The sequence below is a fragment of the Mycobacterium sp. PO1 genome (assembly GCF_017312405.1).
Classification (GTDB): Bacteria; Actinomycetota; Actinomycetes; order Mycobacteriales; family Mycobacteriaceae; genus Mycobacterium.
Genome location: NZ_BLTG01000007.1, coordinates 1 through 23612, shown reverse-complemented (window position 1 = coordinate 23612; position 23612 = coordinate 1). Strand labels below are relative to the sequence as shown.

Annotated in this window: 20 protein-coding genes and 1 pseudogene; 13 read left to right on the top strand and 8 right to left on the bottom strand. The window is 63.9% G+C overall.

From position 1 onward, the window contains the following. Positions 1-18: 18 nt before the first annotated feature. Complete coding sequence (gene ripC / locus J3476_RS02215) at positions 19-1110, bottom strand: peptidoglycan hydrolase RipC (RefSeq protein ID WP_213449639.1); 1092 nt, start codon at positions 1108-1110, stop codon at positions 19-21. Positions 1111-2641: 1531 nt separating this feature from the next. Next, positions 2642-3112: a hypothetical protein gene (locus J3476_RS02210; protein ID WP_207064967.1), complete on the bottom strand. Its 471-nt coding sequence runs from the start codon at positions 3110-3112 to the stop codon at positions 2642-2644. A 398-nt stretch (positions 3113-3510) separates the two neighbouring features. Between J3476_RS02210 and J3476_RS02205 the strand changes: the two genes are divergently transcribed. The 3 genes from J3476_RS02205 (at position 3511) to J3476_RS02195 (ending at position 6423) form a co-directional block, all read left to right on the top strand. Then, the gene (locus tag J3476_RS02205; protein ID WP_046363131.1) at positions 3511-4638 is read left to right on the top strand and encodes a tyrosine-type recombinase/integrase; all 1128 of its coding nucleotides are present in this window, start codon (positions 3511-3513) and stop codon (positions 4636-4638) included. Further along, positions 4628-4960 (top strand): helix-turn-helix transcriptional regulator, encoded by a 333-nt coding sequence (locus J3476_RS02200; RefSeq protein ID WP_024449211.1) that lies wholly within the window; start codon positions 4628-4630, stop codon positions 4958-4960. The genes J3476_RS02205 and J3476_RS02200 overlap by 11 nt, the downstream gene beginning before the upstream one ends. Before the next feature lie 332 nt (positions 4961-5292). Continuing rightward, a complete protein-coding gene (locus J3476_RS02195) occupies positions 5293-6423 on the top strand; it encodes a hypothetical protein (RefSeq protein WP_286182518.1) in 1131 nt (376 codons plus the stop codon). Positions 6424-6772: 349 nt separating this feature from the next. On the opposite strand, the gene J3476_RS02190 is transcribed toward J3476_RS02195, so the two are convergent. Next, on the bottom strand, positions 6773-7465 hold the full coding sequence (locus tag J3476_RS02190) for a TetR/AcrR family transcriptional regulator (RefSeq protein ID WP_011856876.1): 693 nt from the start codon (positions 7463-7465) through the stop codon (positions 6773-6775). Positions 7466-7567: 102 nt separating this feature from the next. On the opposite strand from J3476_RS02190, the gene J3476_RS02185 reads away from it, so the two are divergent. The 3 genes from J3476_RS02185 (at position 7568) to J3476_RS02175 (ending at position 9291) form a co-directional block, all read left to right on the top strand. Continuing rightward, entirely contained in the window at positions 7568-8080 is a 513-nt protein-coding gene (locus J3476_RS02185; protein WP_011856877.1) for a PaaI family thioesterase, read from the top strand. Continuing rightward, a complete protein-coding gene (locus J3476_RS02180; RefSeq protein WP_011856878.1) occupies positions 8077-8748 on the top strand; it encodes a TetR family transcriptional regulator in 672 nt (223 codons plus the stop codon). Before J3476_RS02185 ends, J3476_RS02180 begins: the two co-directional genes overlap by 4 nt. A gap of 78 nt (positions 8749-8826) precedes the next feature. Next, positions 8827-9291 carry a DUF6188 family protein gene (locus J3476_RS02175; protein WP_024449209.1) on the top strand — a complete coding sequence of 155 codons (465 nt, stop codon included), beginning with the start codon at positions 8827-8829 and terminating at the stop codon, positions 9289-9291. A gap of 48 nt (positions 9292-9339) precedes the next feature. On the opposite strand, the gene J3476_RS02170 is transcribed toward J3476_RS02175, so the two are convergent. Then, positions 9340-10389 carry an LLM class flavin-dependent oxidoreductase gene (locus tag J3476_RS02170; protein ID WP_011856880.1) on the bottom strand — a complete coding sequence of 350 codons (1050 nt, stop codon included), beginning with the start codon at positions 10387-10389 and terminating at the stop codon, positions 9340-9342. Beyond that, positions 10386-10982, bottom strand: a complete 597-nt coding sequence (locus J3476_RS02165) for a TetR/AcrR family transcriptional regulator (RefSeq protein WP_011856881.1) — start codon at positions 10980-10982, stop codon at positions 10386-10388. The genes J3476_RS02170 and J3476_RS02165 overlap by 4 nt, the downstream gene beginning before the upstream one ends. Positions 10983-11055: 73 nt before the next feature. Here J3476_RS02165 and J3476_RS02160 point away from each other — a divergent pair, with 73 nt between their 5' ends. Genes J3476_RS02160 through J3476_RS02145 form a run of 4 tightly spaced genes read left to right on the top strand, consistent with a single transcriptional unit; the run spans position 11056 to position 13828 of the window. Next, positions 11056-12252: a cytochrome P450 gene (locus J3476_RS02160; RefSeq protein ID WP_011856882.1), complete on the top strand. Its 1197-nt coding sequence runs from the start codon at positions 11056-11058 to the stop codon at positions 12250-12252. 28 nt (positions 12253-12280) lie between these two features. Further along, a complete protein-coding gene (locus tag J3476_RS02155) occupies positions 12281-12442 on the top strand; it encodes a hypothetical protein (RefSeq protein ID WP_156442342.1) in 162 nt (53 codons plus the stop codon). Further along, positions 12427-12879, top strand: a complete 453-nt coding sequence (locus tag J3476_RS02150) for a PaaI family thioesterase (RefSeq protein WP_011856883.1) — start codon at positions 12427-12429, stop codon at positions 12877-12879. The genes J3476_RS02155 and J3476_RS02150 overlap by 16 nt, the downstream gene beginning before the upstream one ends. Before the next feature lie 58 nt (positions 12880-12937). Beyond that, positions 12938-13828 (top strand): alpha/beta fold hydrolase, encoded by an 891-nt coding sequence (locus J3476_RS02145; RefSeq protein WP_011856884.1) that lies wholly within the window; start codon positions 12938-12940, stop codon positions 13826-13828. Between the two features lie 133 nt (positions 13829-13961). On the opposite strand, the gene J3476_RS02140 is transcribed toward J3476_RS02145, so the two are convergent. After that, positions 13962-14831, bottom strand: coding sequence for a metal-dependent hydrolase (locus J3476_RS02140; RefSeq protein ID WP_011856885.1), 870 nt, complete (start codon positions 14829-14831; stop codon positions 13962-13964). Positions 14832-14935: 104 nt separating this feature from the next. Here J3476_RS02140 and J3476_RS02135 point away from each other — a divergent pair, with 104 nt between their 5' ends. Next, complete coding sequence (locus J3476_RS02135) at positions 14936-15571, top strand: TetR/AcrR family transcriptional regulator (protein WP_011856886.1); 636 nt, start codon at positions 14936-14938, stop codon at positions 15569-15571. A gap of 330 nt (positions 15572-15901) precedes the next feature. Continuing rightward, the gene (locus tag J3476_RS02130; RefSeq protein ID WP_011856887.1) at positions 15902-19024 is read left to right on the top strand and encodes an RND family transporter; all 3123 of its coding nucleotides are present in this window, start codon (positions 15902-15904) and stop codon (positions 19022-19024) included. A gap of 635 nt (positions 19025-19659) precedes the next feature. Here the strand turns inward: J3476_RS02130 and J3476_RS02125 are convergent. Both J3476_RS02125 and J3476_RS02120 read right to left on the bottom strand, forming a co-directional pair. After that, positions 19660-22110 carry an ATP-binding protein gene (locus J3476_RS02125; RefSeq protein ID WP_207064966.1) on the bottom strand — a complete coding sequence of 817 codons (2451 nt, stop codon included), beginning with the start codon at positions 22108-22110 and terminating at the stop codon, positions 19660-19662. Continuing rightward, the gene (locus J3476_RS02120) at positions 22107-22265 is read right to left on the bottom strand and encodes a hypothetical protein (protein ID WP_207064965.1); all 159 of its coding nucleotides are present in this window, start codon (positions 22263-22265) and stop codon (positions 22107-22109) included. The genes J3476_RS02125 and J3476_RS02120 overlap by 4 nt, the downstream gene beginning before the upstream one ends. A 277-nt stretch (positions 22266-22542) precedes the next feature. Here J3476_RS02120 and J3476_RS02115 point away from each other — a divergent pair. Next, positions 22543-23612: pseudogene (locus tag J3476_RS02115) on the top strand (SAM-dependent DNA methyltransferase); the annotation flags it as partial.

Here is a 23612-nt window from a genome sequence, read left to right as displayed (position 1 = left end):
CAGCGCCGCGGCGGCGGCCTAGTACCGCCGCACGTTGTGAATCGGTGCCGACGAGATCGGCGCCACTTTCACCGGCGTTCCGTACGTCGACGCGTGCACCATCAACCCGTCGCCGATGTAAATCCCCGCGTGAGACACGTCAGCATAGAAGGTCACGATGTCGCCGGGCTGAACGTCTGAAAGCGCCACCGGCTGCCCGCCCTGCGCAAGCGCCTGACTCGACCGAGGCAACGACTTGCCGTTCTGCAGAAACGCCCACTTAATCAGCCCAGAGCAGTCGAACGCATCCGGACCGGTGGCTCCCCACGAATAAGGCGACCCCACCCGTGTCAGCGCCGCCTGGACCACCGCAACACCGTTCCCCGAGGAGGCCCCGCCCGCCGGGCCCGGCATAGCAACGATGCTCGGATCGCTCACCGGCGGAGTCGACGGCAAAGGAGGCGGCGCGGGGCCAGGGTCAGCCAGAATCGCTCGCTGATCAGGCGTCAAAGAGTCGTAGCGGGCCTGCACAGCAGCAATCTGTTCCGCCATCCGACGCTGTTTGGCCTCCAGGTCGGTCCGCACTGCCGCCGCCTCATCGGCCGCACTCCGTGCTTGGGCTGCCGACTTCGCAGACCGCTCTGCAGTTGCCGCGGCCCGCGCACTGGCCGACCGGAACGCAGCCATCTGCACAGTCAGCTCCGACGCAACCGTCTTCTGGACTGCCAGCTGATCGATCAGATCCTGAGGGGACGTCGCCGTCAACGCCGCCGCCAAGGTATCCGTGCGCCCACCCATGTAGGCAGCCGCGGCCAACCTGTCGACTGCAGCCTGATACCTCACCAGATCGGCCGCCGCTGCATCCGCGGCCATGCGATCCGAATCCGCCCCCTTCTCCGCAACCTGCTGCGCTGCGAGCTTCTCGTCAAGGTCGATTTGCGCCGTGTGAATCTGCTCGGTGGTCTGCTCCGCCAGACGCGACAATTCAGTCAGTTCGGCAAGCGCATCAGCCGCCGGATCAGCGCGCACATCGGTTGCCAAAAGCGCAGCAAAAACGCCGAAAGCCACCAAAATGCAGACGAACCGTCTACCCAACGCGCGCGGCAGGACCGCAAGCACAGATGAAGTCACAACAGCGAAAACCTTCGGCAAAGTAAGCAAGTACGTACTAGATACGTAGGTCACGGTTAGGTTACGAGGCCAGGCAGCCGCTGTCCAGCCGGGCCTTGCGAAACAACCGGTCCATCCACTGAGGCCGGAACGGGCCCTGAAATCCGGTGACCTGTGTCCTCGCCACTCGAAGCGAACCGCCCAGCATCCCCGAATAGCACGGCGTGGCACATCCGATACAGGGGCGATGACGAGGACACCCGGCAGGCACCATCCGCGCCACCCGGCCAACCACGCGACCGTTCTGGCCAACGGCAGGTGCTACGAGAGCTCAGAAGAATGCGATCGCACCCATCAAACGCGGCAAGGCAACTCTCGCTTACCTCAGGCATTCTTGCCCGCCGCGTCGAGCAGTCACTTTCGAGCTTGCGCGTTGAGCGACACGCCGCGCGTCGATCTCACCGGCCACGGCCACGGCCGATCGGGCAGCACCGCATCTGCTGGGCCGCACGCCGGAGTTTCTGCGCCGCCCGTGTGGTTAGACGCCAACACGGTGCTGTCGTCCCGCGACGCGGTACTCCTGCAGCGCGGCTAAGCGCCCGCGCGCGACACCACCGCCGCACACCCTTTCAGCCCCCCAGCTCGGCACTGCGACACCACGCGCCAGACCATCCAGCTCGCCGCACCCGGTCCCACACGCACCGGCTCCAGGGGCCCTAACGTATGTCACCACAGCGTGGCCTGATGACCGAGCAGCGCCGCCTGCACAACAGCCGCGTCCCACCATGGCGCACCGCCTCACGCAGCGTCGCCGACCGTTCCCGTCGAATGCCGCGACCGTCGAGGCGTCGCACCGCATATCGGCCGCCGCCGCGACGCATCCGCGCCATCCGCTCCATGTTGTCACCCTGCGGGCCGACCGACGTGCTGATGGGGTTCTGTCGCCGCCGAGATCTTGACGCACACCGGTTGTCGCATTCGTGGAGCCCGAGCACCCCAGCGGCCACCACACCGGACACGATCGCCAACGCGTAGCGGTGCGGGCGAACGCACAGTCCTGAACGCTCGCGGGTCGGGTAGAGCTGACCGTAGCCATCGGCGCCGATCGCGCCGGTCCAGATGTTGCAGTCCGAAGCCGCTGGGCCGCAGACGACATGGCTGTGAAGGCGCGTGATCTCGGCAGCGTGCACACGCTGATCAACAACCAGCTGTCCCGCGCTTCAGATGGCCGTTGAACCTATTCGCCGGCACTGACATTCAGCGCGGCCACCGCGGCCCGCTCCACTGGTGCTGTAACCCTGCTCCCGGGTGTTCCCGTTACCGCTGCGCAGCCCCTGCCACGTCGAGCGCTCCCCACCGCGTTGGGCAGACCTGGTGTAGTCGGACGCACAGGCCGGTTCGCAGCACCAGGGGCGCGACCGGCGCGTGCGTCAGCGGCCCGACCGGCGTAACGGCGCACCTCCATGACGGCCCACGCACCCGCCGACCCCCGGCACCCTGGCTGTGCGCATCGTCGTGCACCACCGGCCTCAATGCACCGTTGCGCAGTGCGTCACGCCGAGGCTGCGTCCGCCGGAGGCTGGCCAGCGTTGGCGGCAATCCCCTGGGCGGTCGAGTCGGACAATGCCTCCAGACCTTGTGCATGTGAACCATTCCCGGCGGTCCGCTTCTCGGATTTCGGAGCATGCCGTGCCATGGTGCGGACGATCCCGATTCCGACGTCGGTCCGTGCGGCGATGGTCGTCAGCGTCTCACCACGGCCCTGCATACGTGCGACCGCCGCGCCGGCCTTGGCCCGATGGCCGGCCACCCGCTTGGCCGCTTCTGCGTCGACCTGCGCGCGCAGCTGGGCCAAGCGCTCCGTCTTCCACGTTTCGGCTTCGGCGACCTTGCCGACCGCGACGAGAAAGTCTGCGGCGTCATCGATGTTCGCCTTATCCCGCGCGGCGCGTTCCTCGTTGGCGCGTCGGGTCGCTTCGCGTGCCCGGCGCCTGGCTTCCACCTTGGACGTTGCTGCTGTCATGGTCGCCGACAGTAGAAGGTTCACCGGCGACCGGGCCACCACCGCAGCCACATTCGCCTCTCACCAATTTTTTCGCCTTCACCGCATCCGTCTACCGCCAGTCACTTCCACCGCGCCCGTAGCCCGCGTCCCTCACCACCGCGCACCGCCCACTCAGCTCCCAGCCGTACGACCCCCTTCCGTCGCCCCACCGCAGACCACACACCTCTTGCACTCCGGGCCTGAAGGTCGCGAATCAACCTGAAGTTGACGCGTATATCTGGCGCATGGGACCAGCGCCGGATGCGCTTCATTGAACCACTTTCGTGTTCCTCCTGGTAGACGGATTTCGCTCGCAGGTGTGGTAACTTGCGGTTGTCATTGACAACTCTAAGTTGACGATAGATGGAGGTTCTCTTGTGAGCGTTCCGGGGTCGGCGCACTTGGTTCTTGCCTCGGGCGTGGTTCACCTGGACGAGGCCAGCGCAGTCTTCGAAGCGATGCTGTCTGGGTGGGGTCGTCAACAGGCGTCTCGGCTACTCGCTGCTGAGGCCACGATCGAGCCGCGGCTGGCGTTGGTGCGGCGGTTCGCAGAGTTCGCCGGGGCGCCTCCGTGGGACTGGACTGCCGGCGATGTCGAAGACTTCACGGCCGCTTTGATGTCGGGCCCGGAACGCAAAGCACCGTCGACCATTCGCGGCTATCACATGTCGTTGCGGATGTTCTGCGACTACCTACTCGATAGCCGCTACGGTTGGATCGCGCAATGCGAGAACAGGTTCGGACGGATCCCATCGCAGGTCTGTCACGACTACAACACCGCCGCGCATCTGGTCGACTACGAGGGCAAGCCCGCGCGTCGCCCGTTCACCTACGACGAACTGGAAACATTGTTCGATTTCCTCGATGATCGCGTCGATGTTCTCGCTCGGTCCAGGAACAAAGGCGCGTTCGCGGCGCTGCGCGACGCACAGATGATCAAGACGGCCTACGCCTTCGGTTTACGCCGCCGCGAGCTGTGCTATCTCGATCTCGCCGACCTGCGTCCGAACTCGCGGATGCCGGCCTGGGGCACGTTCGGCGCCGTCCACGTTCGCTACGCCAAATCACGTCGCGGCAGCTCTCCCAGGCGTCGCACCGTGCTCGCCGTTCCGGAGTTCGACTGGGTGATCGACGGACTGCGCCAATGGGTCGACCACGGCCGCCCACTCCTCAGCCCCGGGAACCGTCAAGAGCTCTGGCTGACCGAGCGTCGACGGCGCGTGGCGACCAAGACCATGGATAGGCGATTCGCCGTCGCACGGGTGCAAGCGGGACTGCCTGCCGAGCTCACCTTGCACTGCCTGCGGCACTCCTATGTCACCCATCTGATCGAGTTCGGTTATCCGGAGCGGTTCGTCACCGAACAGGTGGGGCACTCGTATGCCTCGACCACCGCGATCTATACCTCGGTGTCCGACGACTTCAAGACCAAAACACTGCAGGCGGCGCTGCGCCGCGTCTACGGATCATCCACGACGACAGGTGAAGGCGGAGATGAGCACTAGGACCGTGCTGCGGTGGAACCTGCGTCAGCTGATGGCCCAGAACGGAATGTTCGCCACCACCGACCTTGTCGCACCGCTGCACGAGCGTGGCGTGGAGATCTCCCGACAGATGGTGCACCGGATCGCGACCAAGCCCCCGCAGCGCATCAATCTCGACCTGCTCGCCGCCCTCTGCGACATCTTGTCGTGCACGCCCAACGACCTGCTCGAGCTCGTCGCCGAACAAGTCCGTGAGGCGCCCGCGGTCAACGACAGCGGACCCGGCATCGGCGACCTGCGACCCATCCGCGCCACCATCCGCCGCCCCCACGACAACCAGTGACTCAGCGGGCCTGCTGGGAGTGTGCAAGCACCATCCGGCTAACCCCACTGACGCACGGGCGTCGCATCTGTGTCGCATGCCGTCGCAGACGGCACTATCACCCCGAGAAATGCCCGCGGTGTGAGACCGTGCGGCCACTGGCGTGGCAGCTCGACGATGCCATCGTGTGCGCCTCCTGCGCCGGTGTCGCATCGATCTTCACCTGCAGCGAATGCGGCCGCGAAGAACACCCCTACGGGTTCTACCGATGCGCCCGCTGCTTCCTACGCGAGCGCCTCACCGAGCTGCTCACCGACCCGATCAGCGGCACGATTCATCACCGACTACGGCCCGTGTTCGACGAACTGATCAACGCCGACCGCCCACAGACGGTGCTCTGGTGGCTGCGAAAGAAGCCCGGTACCGGCCCGCAGCTCCTTCGCGACATGGCCTGCGGAACGCGTGAAATCAGCCACGACACCTTCAGCGATCTTCCCTCGGACCGAGCCCACGATTACTTGCGCAGCCTCCTGGTCGCGGTCGGCGTTCTGGGCCCGATCGACATCCGCGTCGAACGGATGCTGCCCTGGATCGAGGACGTTGTAGCCGAGCTTCCGGCCGAAGACGCCGCCATCATTCGCCGATTCGCGCATTGGCATGTACTGCGCCAGATGCGCAAGGCCTCCCACGAGAACCGGCTGACGAGATCGATGACCGATGCCTGCCGTCGTCGCGTCCGCGTGGCGATTCAGTTCATGGCGTTTCTGCACACCCACGACGCCACTCCGGCGACAGCGACACAGGAGATGCTGGAGCGCTACCAGGCGCTCCACCGGAGGCCGCTCACTGCCGAGTACGCCTTCCTCGTCTGGCTACGCCAATCCCGCATCAACACCACACTGAGGGTCACCGATCCGCCACGGTCACCTCCCTCGGTAACCGTCTCGGATTCCCAGCGGTGGGCCGCCGTCGGGCGGCTGCTGCACGACGACACAATCCGCCGCAAAACCCGCATCGCGGGACTGCTCACATTGTTGTTCGCCCAACCTCTTTCGCGCATCGTCGCCCTGCGATCAAGCCAAATCTCGATCTCCGACGATCACGCCGTGCATGTCGTCTTCGCCGCCATCCCCATCCAAATGCCTCCCCTACTCGACGACCTCATCCGCGAGCATCTGGAGCAGCAATGCGAAAGCCGCTACACCCCATCCCATACGGGCTGGCTGTTCCCCGGCCGACTTCCCGGCACCCACCTGTCCACCGAGAACATCCGCACCCAGCTCGTCGCGGTCGGGGTGAAACCCTACGAACATCGCAAAGCCGCCCTCTTCCAGCTCGCCAGCGACATGCCCGCACCCGTGCTGGCCGAACTGCTCGCGATCACCACCAAGAACGCAGCCGCCTGGGCCAAACTCGCCGCCCGCGACTGGACCGATTACGTCACCGAACGCGGCAGATCAATGCCGCATCGAAGGCGGAGCTAACTCGCAACAGCGATGTCGTAACCACTCCATGCCGCCGAGGCCACGATTCGCCTGCTCTCGTCAAAGTTGTTCTTTGTCAATCCTCCTCGCCACAAGTCAAGCAATCGAGAAACGGGTTCAAGCAGTTGCGCGCCCTCAAGCGTCTGAGACGCCGAACCGCGGGTGACCTGCACTTCGGGTAGCTCACTACCCTGCTGCGAGTCTCCGCACCTCGCTGTGGAACGGAAACCAGCGTACGGCCTCGCCGATGATGGCGACGAATGGTCCTTCGATGCCATCACCGACGCGATTTGCGAGAGGCGAAAAGGGCCCGAAGACCAGCCGGCTCGACATTGTGATTTCGTTGTGCCTAGCGAGCTGAGCGCGCCGGGCGGCCCGTCTTCTTGGTGGCGATGTTCGATTTTATGGCGTCGCTGTCGGTGTTGCGGTGGGCGGCGAGAAAGTCATCGACGATGTTCGCGCAGTCATTGTGAGTGATAGTGCGAAGCCCGGTCATTCGGGCGAAGGCGAGTGGTCCGACGAGTTGGCAAAGCGCCAGTTCCTGGTCGAAGTCGTTGAGTTCGGCTTGAGCTTTTGGGCTGGTGAGTACGGCGTCAAATGGTTGACGATATTGATCGACAACTCGGGTCCGTAGCGCCCCGGATGTGTGGCGGTCTTCCGCTTGGGCATTGGAGCCGGTGGGCCCCAATGAGAGCCACGCGAGTGTCGTGACATGCAGCGGTGCGTCGTTGAAAAGGGCGGCTTGGCGGCTGAGCAATTCGATCAGCTGCTCACGGAGGGGTCCGCTGGTCGGTGCCGGAGTGGTCACTTGTGGAAGTAGGCGTTCGAACGTGGCTGCCAGTAAATGCGACGAACTGTGGAAGTGGCGGTACAGCGTGGTTCGGGCCACTTTGGATGCTTTGGTGACGGCATCGATAGTGACCGCTTCCACCCCACCGGTGCTCAGTAGCGTTGCCGCAGCATCCAGCAGCCGGGTGCGTGACCGGATGAGCCGAGGGTCCACGTCGTCGTCAGGGACGGGCACTGCCTGACTGTCGCTCACTCGTTCACCTCGGCGGTCGATCTTCACGCGATGCTGTCACGGCAGTCTAGCAGTGTGGTACTAACGGTAGCGCAGCGAAACCGATCGTATTGGAGGGTGACGGTGCCCGAAAGCCTGTTGCCGCCCGAGCGGCTGCCCTCGCACACCACGACATGCATGGGTTGCGGCCCGGACAACCCCCACGGACTGCGGTTGGTGGTGCATCGTAGCGGCGACGCGGTGTACACCGATGTGACGTTCGATGAGCGCCATATCGGGGCCCCGGGCCTGGCCCATGGCGGGGCAGTGGCCGCGGCATGTGATGACGTCCTGGGCTTCACGTTGTGGATCGCCGGAACCCCGGCGGTGACCCGCACCCTGACGGTCGAATATTTGCGGCCGGTGCCGCTGCATCAGACCCACCGGATTACTGCCCACATCGTCTCTCGTGAAGGGCGGGCGCTGCATGTCACGGCGACAGGCACGGGTGAGGGTGGGATCGCCCGCTTCACCGCCAGTGCAGTGTTCATTGTCGTCAGCCCTGAGCACTTCGCCGCACACGGCGATGTCAGCGCTTTCGGCGATCTTCTGGAGCAGTTCTCGCGCCGCGGCGGCCTCGACCCGGAGCCGTCATGACTGTCCCTCAGGCGCGCAGCCACGGGAAAACCCCGCCTTCGGAAGCGAACTCGGTCGCTGCAGAGAAGCGAGCCGCTAACGCGTCGCGTTCACGCGCGTCCGCACGGCGCCGGGAGACCATTCTTGATGCAGCTTTGGTCGTGGCCGCGGCGGGTGGTTACGAGGCGGTTCAGATGCGGACAGTTGCCGAGCGGGTCGGCATCGCCGTCGGCACGCTTTACCGCTATTTCCCGGCGAAAACCCACTTGCTGGTGGCAGCGCTGACGCGCGAGTTCCGTCGACTCGACTCGGCCGGGGACTGGGCGAGTGGTGAGGGCACACCGCTGGAACGGCTCGAACGGCTCACCGCACATCTGCATGACCGCTGGCAGCGCGACCCATGGCTGACGACGGCCATGACACGGGCCTTCGCAGTCGCAGATACCCGCGCCGCCGCGGAACTCGACCGCGCGGCCGATGAGATCCAGATCCTGCTGGCCCGCACGCTCAGGGGCGGCGAGCCCACTCCTACCGATCTGCACGTGGCTGGGATCATCTCCGACATCTGGCTGGCCAACCTCGTGGCCTTCAGCGGCCACCGCGCGACAGCCGCCGACACCCGCGACCGCATTGACCGAGCCACCAGGCGCGTCGTGACCAGCGCTGCTAGGCCAGCCGTCTACCGGTAACGATACTGCTGGTATCGCAGCGATACTTGGCGTACTCTTTGGGGATACGGCTCAACGATGCGTCGAAAAGAGACTGCCATGTACACCCAATGGATCGAAAACCTTGTCGTACAACGCCTCTCGCTGCACGGCGGCCTGGTTCTGGATTTCGATGATTACAACGAAATCGTCATCTCCTGCCCCCTACTATTGACGCTTCCTGCCGTCGGCACCTACCCCATCGAGGCGGTGCGTATTGACCCCCTCAGGATCGCGACCCACGAACGCCCGCTGCTGAACCTCGCCGGCGCACTGTGCACCCAGGCCTGGTCCAGCGACGATGGAGGGCTACACCTGAGCTTCTCGCGCGGACATCGCATCGATGTCGATCCCGACGCTGAACAGACAGCGTGGGAGCTCTATGGCATGCGCCACGGCTACATGGCCTGTCTACCTCAAGGACGGGTACGCGTGGTCCGCCATGACCTCCCCGACACCGACGACGCCAACATCGTCAACAGCGTCAGGCAATCATCGGCGGGGTCGGCGCGGCAGACCCACTAATCCGGCCGCGGACACTGCGACGGGTCGACTTGGGCGGCAATACGTGGATCAGGTTGAACGTGGACAGGACCGCCCTGGCGACATCGAGGCGGGCGAGCATTCCCGGATGATGCTGTCGAGGTTTTGTTGCACGCGTTCGGCAGTGATGCCGACCGATGGTGAATACAGCATGATGTGGTCGAGGACGCCGTTGTACCGTCTCAATTGTTCACGGACCTCGTGCGCCGTCCCGGCGACACCCATGGCGTCGATCATCTCCTCGGACACAGCGGCGAACATCGCCGGGAAATCGCGCTGGGCGAATGCTTGCCGGATGGCTCGGCCTTCGCTGGCGAAGCCGTTCACATCGAGTACCGTCTCGTAGGATTTGACCGAGGAGTAGAACGCAATCTGCTGCGCCAGTTCGCGCCTGGCGACCTCGGCGTCGTCGTGGATGGCGCACATCACCATGGAAATGATTTCCACGTCATTGGGGTCGCGGCCGGTGTGCGCGGCGCCCCTGGCGATAGCGGGCCGGACGACCTCTTCGACGTAGGTGGTTGTGAACAGCGGATGTCCGGCTAGGCCGTCGGCCACCCGCCCGGCCGCCTCGCACATCCGGGGCCGGACACCGGCAGTGACGATCGGGATCGGCCTGCTGGAGGGTCCCACGTCGCCGGTCGGGGTGAGATTCATTCTGTAGAAACGGCCCTCGTGATGGATCGGGCCTTCATGCAGGTTCCATATCCGGCGCAGCAGCATCACGAGTTCTTCCATCCGCAGGGCGGGTGCGGAGGTGTCGGGCACGCCGTGCCAGTCGCCCATCATCCGTTTGGTGCCGTTGCCGATGCCGAGTACCAGTCGTCCGTTGGAGAGTTCGTCGAGGTCGCGCGCCTCGGTGGCCAGCACCAGGGGGCTTCGGCCGACGCCGTAGAGAATGGAGGAACCGATCCGACAGTTCTGGGTGCTGTTGGCCATCGCGGCCATGGAGATCGATCCGGACCGAGAATAGAACTCCGAGGCCCATACGGCGTCGAACCCGGCCGCATCAGCGGCCTGGGCGGTCTGGGCCAGTGACTTCAGATCCGCGCCGAGAACCGACAGGCCGTAGGTGCTCATGACTGGTCTCCTGTGCGCGGGCGCAGCCCGTCGAACATGACGGCGCTGAGGGTGCTGGCGACCACCGTCTCGTCGAGGTGGTTATCGGTGACCAGGTACATGAGTGCATTGATGGTGACCGCGCCGAACAGCGCAATCGACGTCGATCGCGCATCGGGCTGAGCGACGAGGGATCCGTCGCGGGCCCCTTCGATGAGCAGGGTTTCGACGGGTTGTTGGTAGGCGGTATTGATCATCTCGGCGATAGCCGGCATGCGGGCCGCTCGTCCCAATTCGCCGATGAGTGCACGGCATACCGCTGGCCGCTGCGCCATTGCCCGCAGTTGTGCGCGGATCACGAGTTCGAGGCGTTCGGCACCGGTGCCGCCGGTGTGCACGATCGCGGTCACAGCATCGAAGATGTCCTTGAGGAGGTCTTCGAGCAGGAAAGCAAGGATGTCCTCTTTACCGGCGAAGTAGTAGTACAGCGTCGCTTTCGGCACACCGGTCACCGCGGCGACGTCTTCGATCTTGGAGTCGTTGAGCCCCTTCTCGGCGAACAAGTCCGCCGCGGCGGGAAGCCGGTCAGAGATCTGACGTGGAATCTTGCGCATTGCCCCCCTGTCCCGTTCGGCCGGTTTAGACTGCGAGTCTAAACCGTCGTTACTTTGGTGGTCGGAGGTCTTGGTGGTCTCGGTGCAAATTCGTTACGACCCGTTCGACGCCTCGATTCTCAACGACCCCTATCCGACGTATCGGTCGTTGCGTGACACGGCTCCGGTGTACCGCGCCGAGGAATCCCATACCTGGGTGTTGAGCCGGCACGCCGACGTCCAGGCCGCAGCACTGGATCACGGCACGTACTCCTCGGTGGACGGCATCTTCCCCACCCCACCGGGATCGGACTTCATCGGCTCGTTCCTGCCGATGATGATCGTGATGGACCCTCCGCGCCACGACCAGTTGCGTGCCCTGGTGAGCCGGGCGTTCACTCCCCGGCGGGTGGCCGGGCTGCAGGGCGCCATCACACAGATGGCCGCGGAGTTGTTCGAGCGCCTCGACGAGGGCTCTGGTTCGGCGGACTTCGTGACCGACTTCGCCGCGATCCTGCCCGCCGCGGTGATCGCCGATCTACTGGGCATTCCCGCCACCGATCGTGATCAGTTCCGATTGTGGTCGAGCCAACTGGTCCAGGTCGACGTCAACCACGGACAAACCACCGACGCACTGACCGCCGCCACCTCGATCTACGCCTACTTCACCGACTTCCTCGCCGACCGCCGCCAAACCCCCCGCGAGGACATGATGTCGGCGTTGGCGAACGCCACAGTCGACGGGATCAGACTGACCGACGAGGAAGTCCTCGGCTTCTGCGCGCTGCTGCTCGTCGCGGGCTACGAGACCACCACCAATCTGCTGGGGAACTCCGCGGTCGTGCTGGCCCAGCATCGGCAGACCCGCCGACGCCTGGCCGCCGATCGAACACTATTGGGGCCGGCAGTTGAGGAGTTGCTGCGCTACGACTCACCGGCACAGGGACTTTCACGAACCCTGACCCGCGACGTCACACTGCACGACACGACCATGCGTCAAGGTGAGAAGGTGCTGCTGCTGTTCGGGTCGGCCAACCGCGACGAGCGCGCCTTCCCCGATCCTGACGTGTTCGACATCGAGCGCACCAGTGAGCACCAGGTCGCCTTCGGTCGCGGCATCCACTTCTGTCTGGGCGCGGCACTGGCGCGGATGGAGGCCCGCATCGCTCTGGATGCTCTGTTGGACAAGGTGCCCGACTGGGAGGTCGATCTTGAATCGGCGCGGCGGCTGCGGTCCGGACCGATCCGCGGCTACACATCGCTGCCCATCACTTGGACCACACCGGTCTAGCCCGTGCCCCTCCTCGACGACGCGTCGTGTGCATCACCGCGCGGCCAGGTTCTTCATCGCCGTCGATATCGAGCACTCCGCCGCGCACGGCGACCTCGGCGCATTCGGCGACATGCTCAAACGATTCGCGGGCTCGAACGGTGATCGACCCATGACCGGACAGGAGAAAGGGGCATGGTGGTGGCAGTGACATTCGCGCACTTCGATGAGCAGATCGCCGACCAGCTGCTCAGATCGCCGAACACAGCAGGTGGACTGTCGAGGTTTCTGAGCTTTCGGCACACCGAACTCGCCGCCGGTCGGCTGGTGGCAGAGATGGAAACCCGTGCCGAACTGCTCACACCCTTCGGCACCCTGCACGGCGGATGTCTATCGGCGATGGTCGACCACTGTCTCGGAGTCGTGTTCTACCCCGTCATTCCGGCCGGATCATGGGTCGCCACCACCGAATTCAAGCTAAACCTGCTGCGACCCGTGTCCACCGGTGTGTGTGTCGCCGTCACCGACATCGTGTCGCTGGGCAAGCGCAGTGGAGTGGCGCGCATCGACATTAGCAACGGCGACAAAGCCGTCTGCGTAGCCCAGGGCACGGTCACGATCGTGAACGCCGCGGGCAACGCACTATGAAGGCGCTTGCTGCCGGGCCCACGCTTCGGGCGGACGACGATCTCGCCAGGAAGGTGTCATGACCTCCGCCGTGCAGCATCGGGTCCGAACCCAGGACGGGATCGCCCTGGCTGCGGACTGCTACGGCCACGATGACGCCCGTCCCGTCGTGCTGCTCCTGCACGGCGGCGGCCAGAACCGGCACGCGTGGAGCACTTCAGCGCGTCGCCTCCACGCATGCGGATACACAGTCGTCGCCTACGACACCCGCGGTCACGGCGACAGCGACTGGGACCCAGCCGGCAGGTACGACATCGAGCGACTCGCGACCGATCTTCTCGCCGTGCGCGAGCACTTCAGCGCCTATACCGCCCCTGCGGTCGTAGGTGCATCCCTTGGGGGCATGACCGTGCTCGGCACGCATCTGTTGACATCCGGGGCGTCGTGGGCGGCGGTCGTCCTGGTCGACGTCACCCCGCGACTTGAATTCCAGGGCGCCCGTCGCGTGGTGACGTTCATGGCCGCACATCCCGATGGCTTTAGCACCCTCTCTGACGCCGCAGAGGTGATCGCCGCGTACAACCCCCATCGCTCGCGCCCGGCCAACGTCGACGGCCTGCGCAAGGTGCTACGGCAGCGTCACGACGGCCGCTGGATCTGGCGGTGGGACCCGGCATTCATTCACTCCAACTTCGACTTTCTCCGCGACGAATCGACCACGGGAACGGAGCAATTCGACGCAATCAGCCACCTGCTGATCGACGGAGCCCGACGGGTCAATGCCCCAACACTTCTCGTAAGGGGCCTCTTGTCCGACGTGGTCTCCCAAGCCACCGTCGACGAGTTCAAGCAACTGGTTCCCCACGCCGAGACCGTCGACGTATCCGGCACCGGACACATGATCGCCGGCGACGACAACGACGCCTTCGGCTGCGCCGTCACCGAGTTCCTCGGCCGGAACCTCCTGTAGGTCGCGACGTTGGTCGAGCACCATCGATCGGCCAGTAGTCAGAACCGATCTTGACTTCACAGCGCGCGAAGCGGAGCCCATGAAGTGTTCTTCGGTTAAGGCCGACTTTGAACTGTGCCGGGCTCTGGTCGAGCTAGACGCCACTACGCACTTGCTGGCCACCATCGGCGTCGAAGAGTTCCTTGGTCCAGCGTTCGAGGATTTCTGCGCTGTCCCAGTCGTCGGGATGAAATCCGGCGCGGGTGTAGGAGCGAAAGCGCGCAATTGCTGCTGGGCTGAATAGCGGGTTATGACGGAAGGCTCGAAGGCTGCGCAGCAAGCGCACCGGGTTGTAGGCGGAACGGTCACCAGCCAGAGAGCGGGTGGTCTGGATGACCAACTCGCTGAACAAGAGGAGGCTGGCGATCCGCATCCCCCAGACCCTGGTGCGTTCGCTTCCACCGACCGTCTCGTAGACATCGAAAGCAACGGCCTTATGCTCGCATTCTTCCAGTGCGTGCCAGAGCAGAATAGGCCGCACTTCGGTGTCGCCGATCAGTTCTTGAGCTTCGTCGCTGGTGAGAATGATCTCGGCGAATGTCGCCGTGTAGTGCTCGAGGGCGGCCGTCACAGCCAGGCGCATCTTGGGAGAAAAACGCTTCTCAAGTCGGCCAACCAGCTTCTTGACATGCCGATCGATCCCCTCGGTGGGATAGCCCATTGCTTGAAGCCGATCGTTGAGCAGCCGATGCTGGTGTCGGTGGGTGGCCTCTTGTGCGATAAACCCCTTGACCGCCTCCTTGAGGTCAGCGTCGCTGATGTGGTCCCGGTACTCGCGGACTGACCGGATAAAGAAGTCTTCGCCTTCGGGGAACGTGGCCGACAAGGTGGACACAAAGTGGCTCATCACCAAGTCGCCATCAACGAAGTGCTGCCGACTGGTCCCAGCAGGCATATCGAATCGAACACGGCGGGGCTTCGGGACGACCCGTGCGGTGGGCCGTGTGGACGAATCGTCGCTCATGTTGTTCTCCCATTCGCCAAGGACGCGCGGTCAATCTGACTCTAAGCCTTGTCAGAATTAGATGGCAAGCTATCCACGTGGTTTCGGCGCGGGTGTATAGCGGAATGTCCGCCGAGGAGCGTCACCGGAACCGGCGCACCCGTCTCATCGAGGCCGCAACGGAGTTGATCGGCACGCGCGGCGTTGCCGCCGCCACTGTGACTGCCGTCTGCGCTGAATCGGGTGTCACGTCACGGTACTTCTACCAGCACTTCTCCGACCGAGACGCACTCCTGCGGGCTGTCTACCAGCAGCTCTATGCCACCTTCCAGGAGGTGATAGTCGACGCGATCCCCGATGCCGGCGAGCCACCGGAGGTATTGGCGTACGCGCCAATCCGCAGGCTGGTCGGCATGATCGACAACGACCCGCGGCTGGGTCGGATCCTGTTCGTGGAATCTGCAACCGAGCCGCTGCTCCGAGAGCTACGCAGCGAACTAATGGCAGGTTTCACCGACCTTGTCTTGCGCGAAGCCAGACTTCACCTCGACATCGCCGACTCTGCCGTGGGGGTTGCCCATTTGGCTTCGACCTTGGGCGTGGGAGGGCTATTCGAAGTCTTGCGCCGCCGACTCGACGGAGAACTGGAATTCACCACAGATGAACTCGTTCAGCACTGCGCAGGTTTCCTGGGCAGCCTAGGCAATTACGTGCTGCTGCAGAACACGGGCCAGTCGGCCACAACCGAAGCGCAAACCTAGAGCTAGCGGCCCCGCTACGCGATGTGGCCGTGCGTGCGCCCGACGACCAACGTCCGAGAACAGCAACAGCAAGACCCTGAACGGCATCCAAGGCCAGTGTCGTCGACTTACAGCGTCAGCCCTGGCTTCCAGAAACCCACTGAGTGTTCGATCATTCCTCTGCCCACTGCGACCGTCGGCCCGGTCCCGACTCGATAGCGGTCGCCGGCCCCTTCGCCAGCCGCGCGCTTTGCGCGGCCTGGCGACGACGGCCCCGCCACCACTTGCACTACATGCGGTAGCGTAGCGATACCGATAGTATCGCTACGATTCGCTACTAGTGGAGGCCCAGTGACCGACGGCACTGCAGATTCCCCAGGCCAGGCCACGCGCCGTGGCCAGCGGGACAACGGATCCCCCAACCCGGCCGAAACCCGCGAGTACAGCGAACGGTTGGCAGCGCTAGCCCGATTCACCCTCCGACACAAAGCGCTGGTCATCGGGGTATGGCTAGGCGCCGCGGTCGTCCTCGCGTTGCTGTTCCCCCAGCTAGAAACCGTGGTGCGCCAACAGTCGGTGGACCTCATCCCTCGCGATGCGCCGTCCTTGCAGACGGTTGACCGCATGAGCGCCGCTTTCGGCGAAGAAGGCTCAAAAACCATGGTGTTCGTCGCCATGGAAGACCCCAATGGCTTGACTCCGACTGCACGGCAGCGCTACGGCGAACTCGTGCGCCGGTTGCAGGGCGAAGGCAACCACGTCCTGCTGGTGCAGGACCTACTGTCCGATCCGATTACCGAAGCCCAGGCAGTCAGCGCCGACCGCAAAGCTTGGTACCTGCCCGTAGGTGTCACCGGCACCCTCGGAGACCCCACGGCCGCCGAATCGGTAAACGCGGTGCGCAACATCGCCGCCGAGGTCTTCACCGGCTCGACCACGACTGTGCAAGTGACGGGACCACCGGCAACCTTCAGCGACATGATCGCATCCGCCGAGCACGACCTGCTGCTGATCTCAATCGCTACCGCGGGCGTGATCGCCCTGATCCTGCTGATCGTCTACCGGTCGGTGTTCACCGCGCTGTTACCGCTGCTAGTAATCGGGTTGAGCCTGGCAGTCGGGCGCGGCGTGCTGTCCGCCCTCGGCGAGATGGGCATGCCCGTCTCCCAGTTCACCGTCGCCTTCATGACTGCGATCCTGCTCGGCGCGGGAACCGACTACACCGTATTTCTGATCAGCCGATACCACGAACAGCGCCGCGCCCAAGTACCCGCCGATCAGGCCGTCATCCACGCCACCGCCAGCATCGGGCGCGTCATCCTCGCCTCCGCCGCCACCGTCGCACTCGCGTTCCTGGCCATGGTCTTCGCGCGGCTCAGCGTCTTCGCCGCCCTTGGCCCCGCGTGTGCCATCGCCGTACTGTTCGGATTTCTGGCCACCGTAACCCTGCTGCCACCGGTGCTGTCGCTAGCCGCCAAACGCGGCATCGGTGAACCCAAACCCGATCGCACCCGCCGCTACTGGAACAGCGTCGCCGTCGCCGTGGTCCGCCGTCCCGTGCCACTACTCATCGTCAGCCTGGTCATCTTGCTCGCCCTGTCGGCAGCGGCAGCAACCATCAAAATCAGCTACGACGACCGCAAGGGCCAACCAGACACCACGGCCAGCAACCTGGGCTACCACCTGCTGGACCGCCACTTCCGCAAAGACGTCGTCATCAGCGAATTCCTCGTCGTGGAAAATCCGACCGACATGCGGACCGGCAAAGGACTGGCCGATCTTGACGAGATGGCCTCCCGCGTCTCCCAGATCCCCGGCGTCACCAAGGTTTCCGGAGTCACCCGCCCCACCGGAGAGCGCCTCGACCAAGCAGAACTGGCCTGGCAGAACGGCCAGATCGGCGACAAAATGGCCGGCGCCGTCGCCGAGGGCAACTCCCGCAAGGACGACCTCACCAAACTCACCGACGGCGCCGACCAGCTCGCCGACGGCCTCGCCCAACTCGACAGCACCGTGCGCACCGCCTTCACACCACTAGCCGGAATCCTCACCCAAGCCCAATCCGCAGGAACTCAGGTCAACCAATTCCGGCCGCTGCTGCAACAACTTTCCGCCACTGCCCCCGCCGTCGACCAAGCCATCCAATCCGGCCCAGGACTACGACCGCTGGCCAACCAAGCCCAAAACGCAATCACTCAACTCGACCCACTCGTCGGCGCCCTCAACACCTCACCCTGGTGCGCCACCACCCCACAATGCGCCCAAATCCGCAACCAGGTCCAGATCCTGGTCACTCTGCGCGACAACGGATTCTTCAACCAAATCGCCGACCTCGGGGACCGCTACGATCCCGCCACCAATGCCACCGTTGGTGGCACCCTCGCCAACGTCCAGAACGCAGTCGCCTCACTGGACAAGGCATTCGGAGCCCTGGGTGACCCCGCCGACCTGACCACAAATCTCCGCCGATTGCAGGACGGAATCGGACAGCTGGCCTCCGGCGCCCAAGCACTCGCCACCGGCGTCCGCACCCTCGCCGACAGCAACATCGAAATGCTGTCCGGCATGAGCCAGATCGCCACCCAACTACAGAACTCCTCGCGCGCAGCGGCCGACTCCGACTCCTCGAGCGGTTTCTACCTGCCCGCCAACGCATTCGAGAACCGGCAATTCACCGACGTCGCCGAACAATTCCTCTCACCGGACGGCAAAACAGCGCGGTTCATGATCGAAAGCAGCCACGACCCATACAGCGTTGAAGCCATGGACCTCGCCAGCCGCATCACCGACACCGCCAACACCGCACGACCCAACACGTCACTCGCCGACGCCACCGTGTCCGTAGCCGGCTTCCCCGCCGTCAACTCCGATATCCAACGACTCCTCTGGGCCGACTTCGCACAACTAGCCATCGCCACCATCATCATCGTCGGCGTCATCCTGGTCCTACTACTGCGCGCACTCCTAGCACCGCTCTACCTACTAGGCACCGTCGTGCTCAACTACCTCGCATCACTCGGCATCGGCGTCGTAGTCTTCCAATGGGGACTGGGCCACGAAATCGCCTGGCCCGTACCGCTGCTGGCGTTCATCATCCTCGTCGCCGTCGGCGCCGACTACAACATGCTGCTCGTCTCACGGCTCCGCGAAGAATCCGGAACCAACATCCGCGTCGGCGTCCTGCGCACCGTGGCAAACACCGGAGCCGTCATCACCTCCGCTGGCCTCATATTCGCCGCCAGCATGTTCGGCCTCATGGTCGGCTCAGTCGCCATCATGATCCAAGCCGGCCTCATCATCGGCTTCGGGCTGCTGCTCGACACCTTCCTCGTGCGCACCCTCACCGTGCCCGCCATCGCCACACTCCTACGCGAAGCCAGCTGGTGGCCCACCAAAGCAACAAACCCGCGACCCGGTCAGACCAACCCAGGAGGCATTAAGGACGCACCTCACGTGCTGGTCCAGGAGAGGTGAAAAGCGAACAGAGCAATACCCGGCGCTACATGCCGACCAGCGTGAAGGCGTATTCACCCCGAATGAATACGACCCCTGCGCCGGTACAGTCGGCCGGTTATCGACGGACGATATTCGGAACGCCGCCAAGCCGGCGCGTCGCGGCCTCCCCACGGCGCGAGGATGGCGAGGACCCCCGACGTCAGACATCTTTGGTAGGAGACGCTCGATTTGCCATCGCGAAAGGCGCACACTGGCAGTCGATGTTCTATACCTGCCGGTGCACCTCAAGGCGTCCGCTGTCTGACATATTCAAAAACCGGTGGTGGCGTTGGCGTCTGAATCATGCTCAGCCTCCGACGCTCATGCTCGACGCGCCGCTTTTCGGTGGAAGAAGCCGAGAAGCGAAGCAGCCTGGCGGGCCGTTGGAAGGCTCCGTTTCCTTGGCGACGGTGGCCAAACCTCGAACACCTCGACGCGTGCGCGCGGGGCTGCGGAACTGAGCGTGATGACACCATTCGGGCTCGCCCTGCTCCAATAACGCGCCAAAATTGGGCCGCTAAAGACTGTGGCTCGGATAGCGAAAGTTGTTGCGGGGAGACCATCGCTACGAAGCGTTGCGCCGCGAAACTGACTCCCCAGACGGAAGTTCTCCGCTACTTCGTCCGCAGGTTCAGATTCAACGCCCCGCACGGGCAGCGCAGAGCGTCTTCACGGCCTGGTGAACCGCTGACGTAGAGCCACCCGCCACAAGCGCTGTTCGTACATTTGAACAGTTTCAGAAAGTCTTTGCAGGCCGCGACCACCGGAGCGAAGTCCGCCTTCGACATCGAGGCCCAATCATTGTTATGCACCAAGGCGTTGATAGCCCAATTCTCTTCATCCTGCGCAAGCATCGCCTGTTGGCGGGCCGCTTTGAGGTCTTCAACTTGTTGCTTGCCAGCTTGGTTGTTCCATTTATCGGCCGAACTCCCAGCTTTCTTGAGCAGGTCTCCATGGCGACCCTTGGCCGCCGAAAACAAGGCGCCAAGTTCGTAATTGTTATCGGGTCGGTAGATCACCTTGCCCTGCAGCGCGGCGACGATATCTGCCATCGACGCTTCGAGGTTACGGCGGAGCTTATGAGCTGCACCGGGCACATCATCGTCAGCGAGGTCAGCGTCAATCTGCGTCCAGAGATCTTCGCCCTGGCCATACACCGGACCGCGATCGACGGTCCAGCCGTGGAATCGGGCGTGGGCCTTTGACCCGATGAGCCCTGAGGACTGCATTTGCCTGGCCCAGACTTCGTCGTGGGTGGTCAGGATGAACTGAACGTCCGGAAAAACGTCCTTGAGCAGACTGCAGAACTGGCGTCGGTGATTGGTGTCGACGGAGGTAACTACGTCATCCAGTACGGCTAAGCGGAAGTCGTCGTGCAGTAGCTGCCTGATGAGTGCCAGATACAGACACACTCCCATACCGTCTTGATGGCCCTCGCTGTGATAGGCCATTGGAGGAAACATGCCCAGTCCGTAGAAATCGACTTCGAGATCCAGCTTCCCGGCCGACGGAGCCAAACCAGCCTTGAACGACGACTCATCGTCTGCGTTGATGCGGCGGTAATAGTCACTGAAGTCGTGTTCCACGGTGGTGTAAAGCCTGGTCAGCTCGGTGTCTGCCACGTCGTTGTAAATTTCGTAGACCGCCTTGGCGGTGCTGTGGGCTGCGCTTGCTTTGATGTGTGTGGCCCGGGCCTGGCGCAGCCGGGTCCACCGTTCATGAGCGACTGTCAGGGCACTGCGAGCGTTGGCGGTGGCGCTCTGGTCTGGCAGCGCCTCGATATCTTGCCGCACCCCGGCAAGCAGGGCCGTCAACCCAGGGGGAAGGGCTAATGGGTTGGCGCCGACTCGCGTCGCCTGTTCACGGATGGTCGTTAGATGGTCCAGTACGGCGGCGAAAGCGGCCAGATCGGCTAGCCAGTCGACAAGCACAGCTTGGTCGTCGTTACGTCCCACCTTCAGCGCATGGGGTTGGGCGGCGCGAATCAACGCCTCTGCCCGTTGCACCTGCCCCTTCAACCGCGCTGCCGCAAGCAGAATCCGACGCTCCAGCGTCTTGGCCGCCTCCGAGCGCGACAGCTTGCCCTGCAGGTGCAGCCGGAGCGTCTCGGCGTCCTCCCATGGCTGATCGCACAATGGGCACGCGGCCTCGGTGACCAGGGGCAGCCCAGCCTCGATGAGCTCGCGATGGGTGAGGGCGTGGAGAATGCTCGGGTCGTCCTCCAGTTCGGCCAAAGCCTGCGCCAGGTCCAGGGCGGCGTTATCTAACTCTGGGTGATCCGTAGCGAAGGCGCTCAGCTCGTTGACATCTTGGAGTGCGGAAGCTTTGTTGAAGGAGGAATGCTCACCGGCAACCTGAGCCCCGACGGTTAAGTCGGTGTCGGGCTGCAGCGAGTCCAGCGGCGCAATCCCGAGGACCTGACGATGCTGATTGACTGCGCCGAGGACCTGCGATTCCAGCAGCGTTGTGAGATCGAGATGACGGCGCAAGGCGTCCTCAGCGTTGCCAACCTCGGTTGTCGCCTGTTTTTCGTCACTGGCGGACCTAGCCATCGCGGTCCGCAAGAGCCGGCGAGTCTCGTCGATGCGGTCGAGCTTCAGCAGCGCTTGCACTTCCTGAGCGCGCTTACCCGGCTCGGTGTACACATACTTGATGACCTCGCGCCGCGACAAAATCAGCTCGGGATGCTGGGCAGCCCAATCCACTGCGGAATGCAGTTCGGGGGTGTCGGGCTCCAGCTTGTAGGTTGCGGCAGTCTTCACGCACCTCGTCAGCACGCCGGTCTGGCCACTCGCGCTGTCCACGATCGTCAGTGCCACCGATGCGGCGGCAGGGTTGTCGCGTTGGTGCACGTGCGGGCCGTGTTTGGCCAAGCTGACTCCACCGGTGCCCGCGCCGCTCAGTCGAGCAACGGAGCCTGTTAGCGCGAAGTCGATCGCGTCGACGACGCCACTCTTGCCAGAGCCATTTGGCCCGGCAACGACGAACGACTGGCCATCTAGTCGCAAATCCAGCAACCGGATGCCGCGAAACTCTTCAACGTGAATGGCTTTAATCTGGATCACGCGCGTCGGTCGCCGGTCTCTTCGGCAAACAACGCGACCAGTACGTCAGCCTTGGGCAACTTGTCGGCACCGAGTAACGCGCCCAGCTGTGCTGCGACCGCCGCGGGCACCACCTCGTCGACCTCGTTCAGGCGCTGCGTAAAGGTGCGCAGCACCTCAGACTCGATTCGAGACACTCGACCCCCTGCCAACGGTTTACCCCGCCTCCCCAGCGGTTCGATCACCGTAGCGTCAATTTCAGCAAACATGCAGCGTGTTCGCTAACAGCAAACCTCGGGAGGATCTCCCTGCTTGCCGGCCGGTTTAGATACGACGCAACAGACCTTCCGCCTGTGCGGCAGTCTGCATTGCTTAAAGAAGGCGCGCCGGGGTTTGCCACGCCGGGAGTCGACTATCAACACGGGTGTCGGTACCACTGCATATGGTCGTCACGTGCCCAGCGAACTCGTGAACGAAACCGTCGGCCGCCTCGCCCGCCGCAAGCCGATCCGCGCGGAGGCCGAGACCCAGGCGGACATCTACATGCTGCTGACCACCGCCGGTCTCGGACTCGATCCGGACGACGTTGTGAAGATCGAATCCCAGGTCGCTGACGGCACACGACGGCGTATCGATATCGAGGCCGGGCACGTCGTGATCGAGGTGAAGAAGGACCTCACCGTCGGCAACCTCGCTGACTACGAACAGCAGCTCGCCGGCTACGTTCAACAGCGGCACAAAGAGCTGGGCACACGCTACGTCGGCATTCTCACCGACGGCACCGGTTGGATGCTCTACAACCTGGAAGGCGACGCTCTCGTCTTCGTCTCCGAGCTGGTCCTGAACCCCAGCGCACCCGACGTCGCTCAGCTTCTTGTCTGGCTGGAATCGGTGATGGCGACACGGGAGCAGATCAAACCAACCCCGCAGGAGATCCAGGACCGGTTGGGTGCCGACTCCCCGGGCCACCGGCTCGACCACGCTTCTCTGGCCGCGCTTTTCGAGGCTAACGTCGACGACCCGGAGGTGAAGCTCAAGCGAGAACTGTGGGCAAAGCTGCTGCGCACCGCGTTCGGCAAGAACTTCGTCGACGACCCAAACCTATTCATCAACCACACACTGCTGGTGATCACCGCTGAGTTGATCGCCCACGCAGCGGTCGGCTGGGACGTATCTCCCAGCGGTGGCCTGTCGCCGATGCAACTGACATCCGGGTCGGAGTTTCAACAGGCTCAAATCCACGGCGTCGTCGAGGCAGACTTTTTTGACTGGGTGGTGCAAGTCAAGGGCGGGCAGGAGTTCGTCGTCGAACTCGGCAGGCGCATCGCACGGTTCGACTGGACAAAGGTTGAACACGACGTGCTGAAGATCCTCTACGAATCGGTAATCGCCCCCACCGAGCGCCGCCGGCTGGGCGAGTACTACACGCCGGACTGGCTCGCCGACCGTGTCGTCGAAGCGACCGTGACCGACCCCCTAGGCTCTCGGGTGGCAGACCCGTGTTTTATGCGAAATTTTGGCGT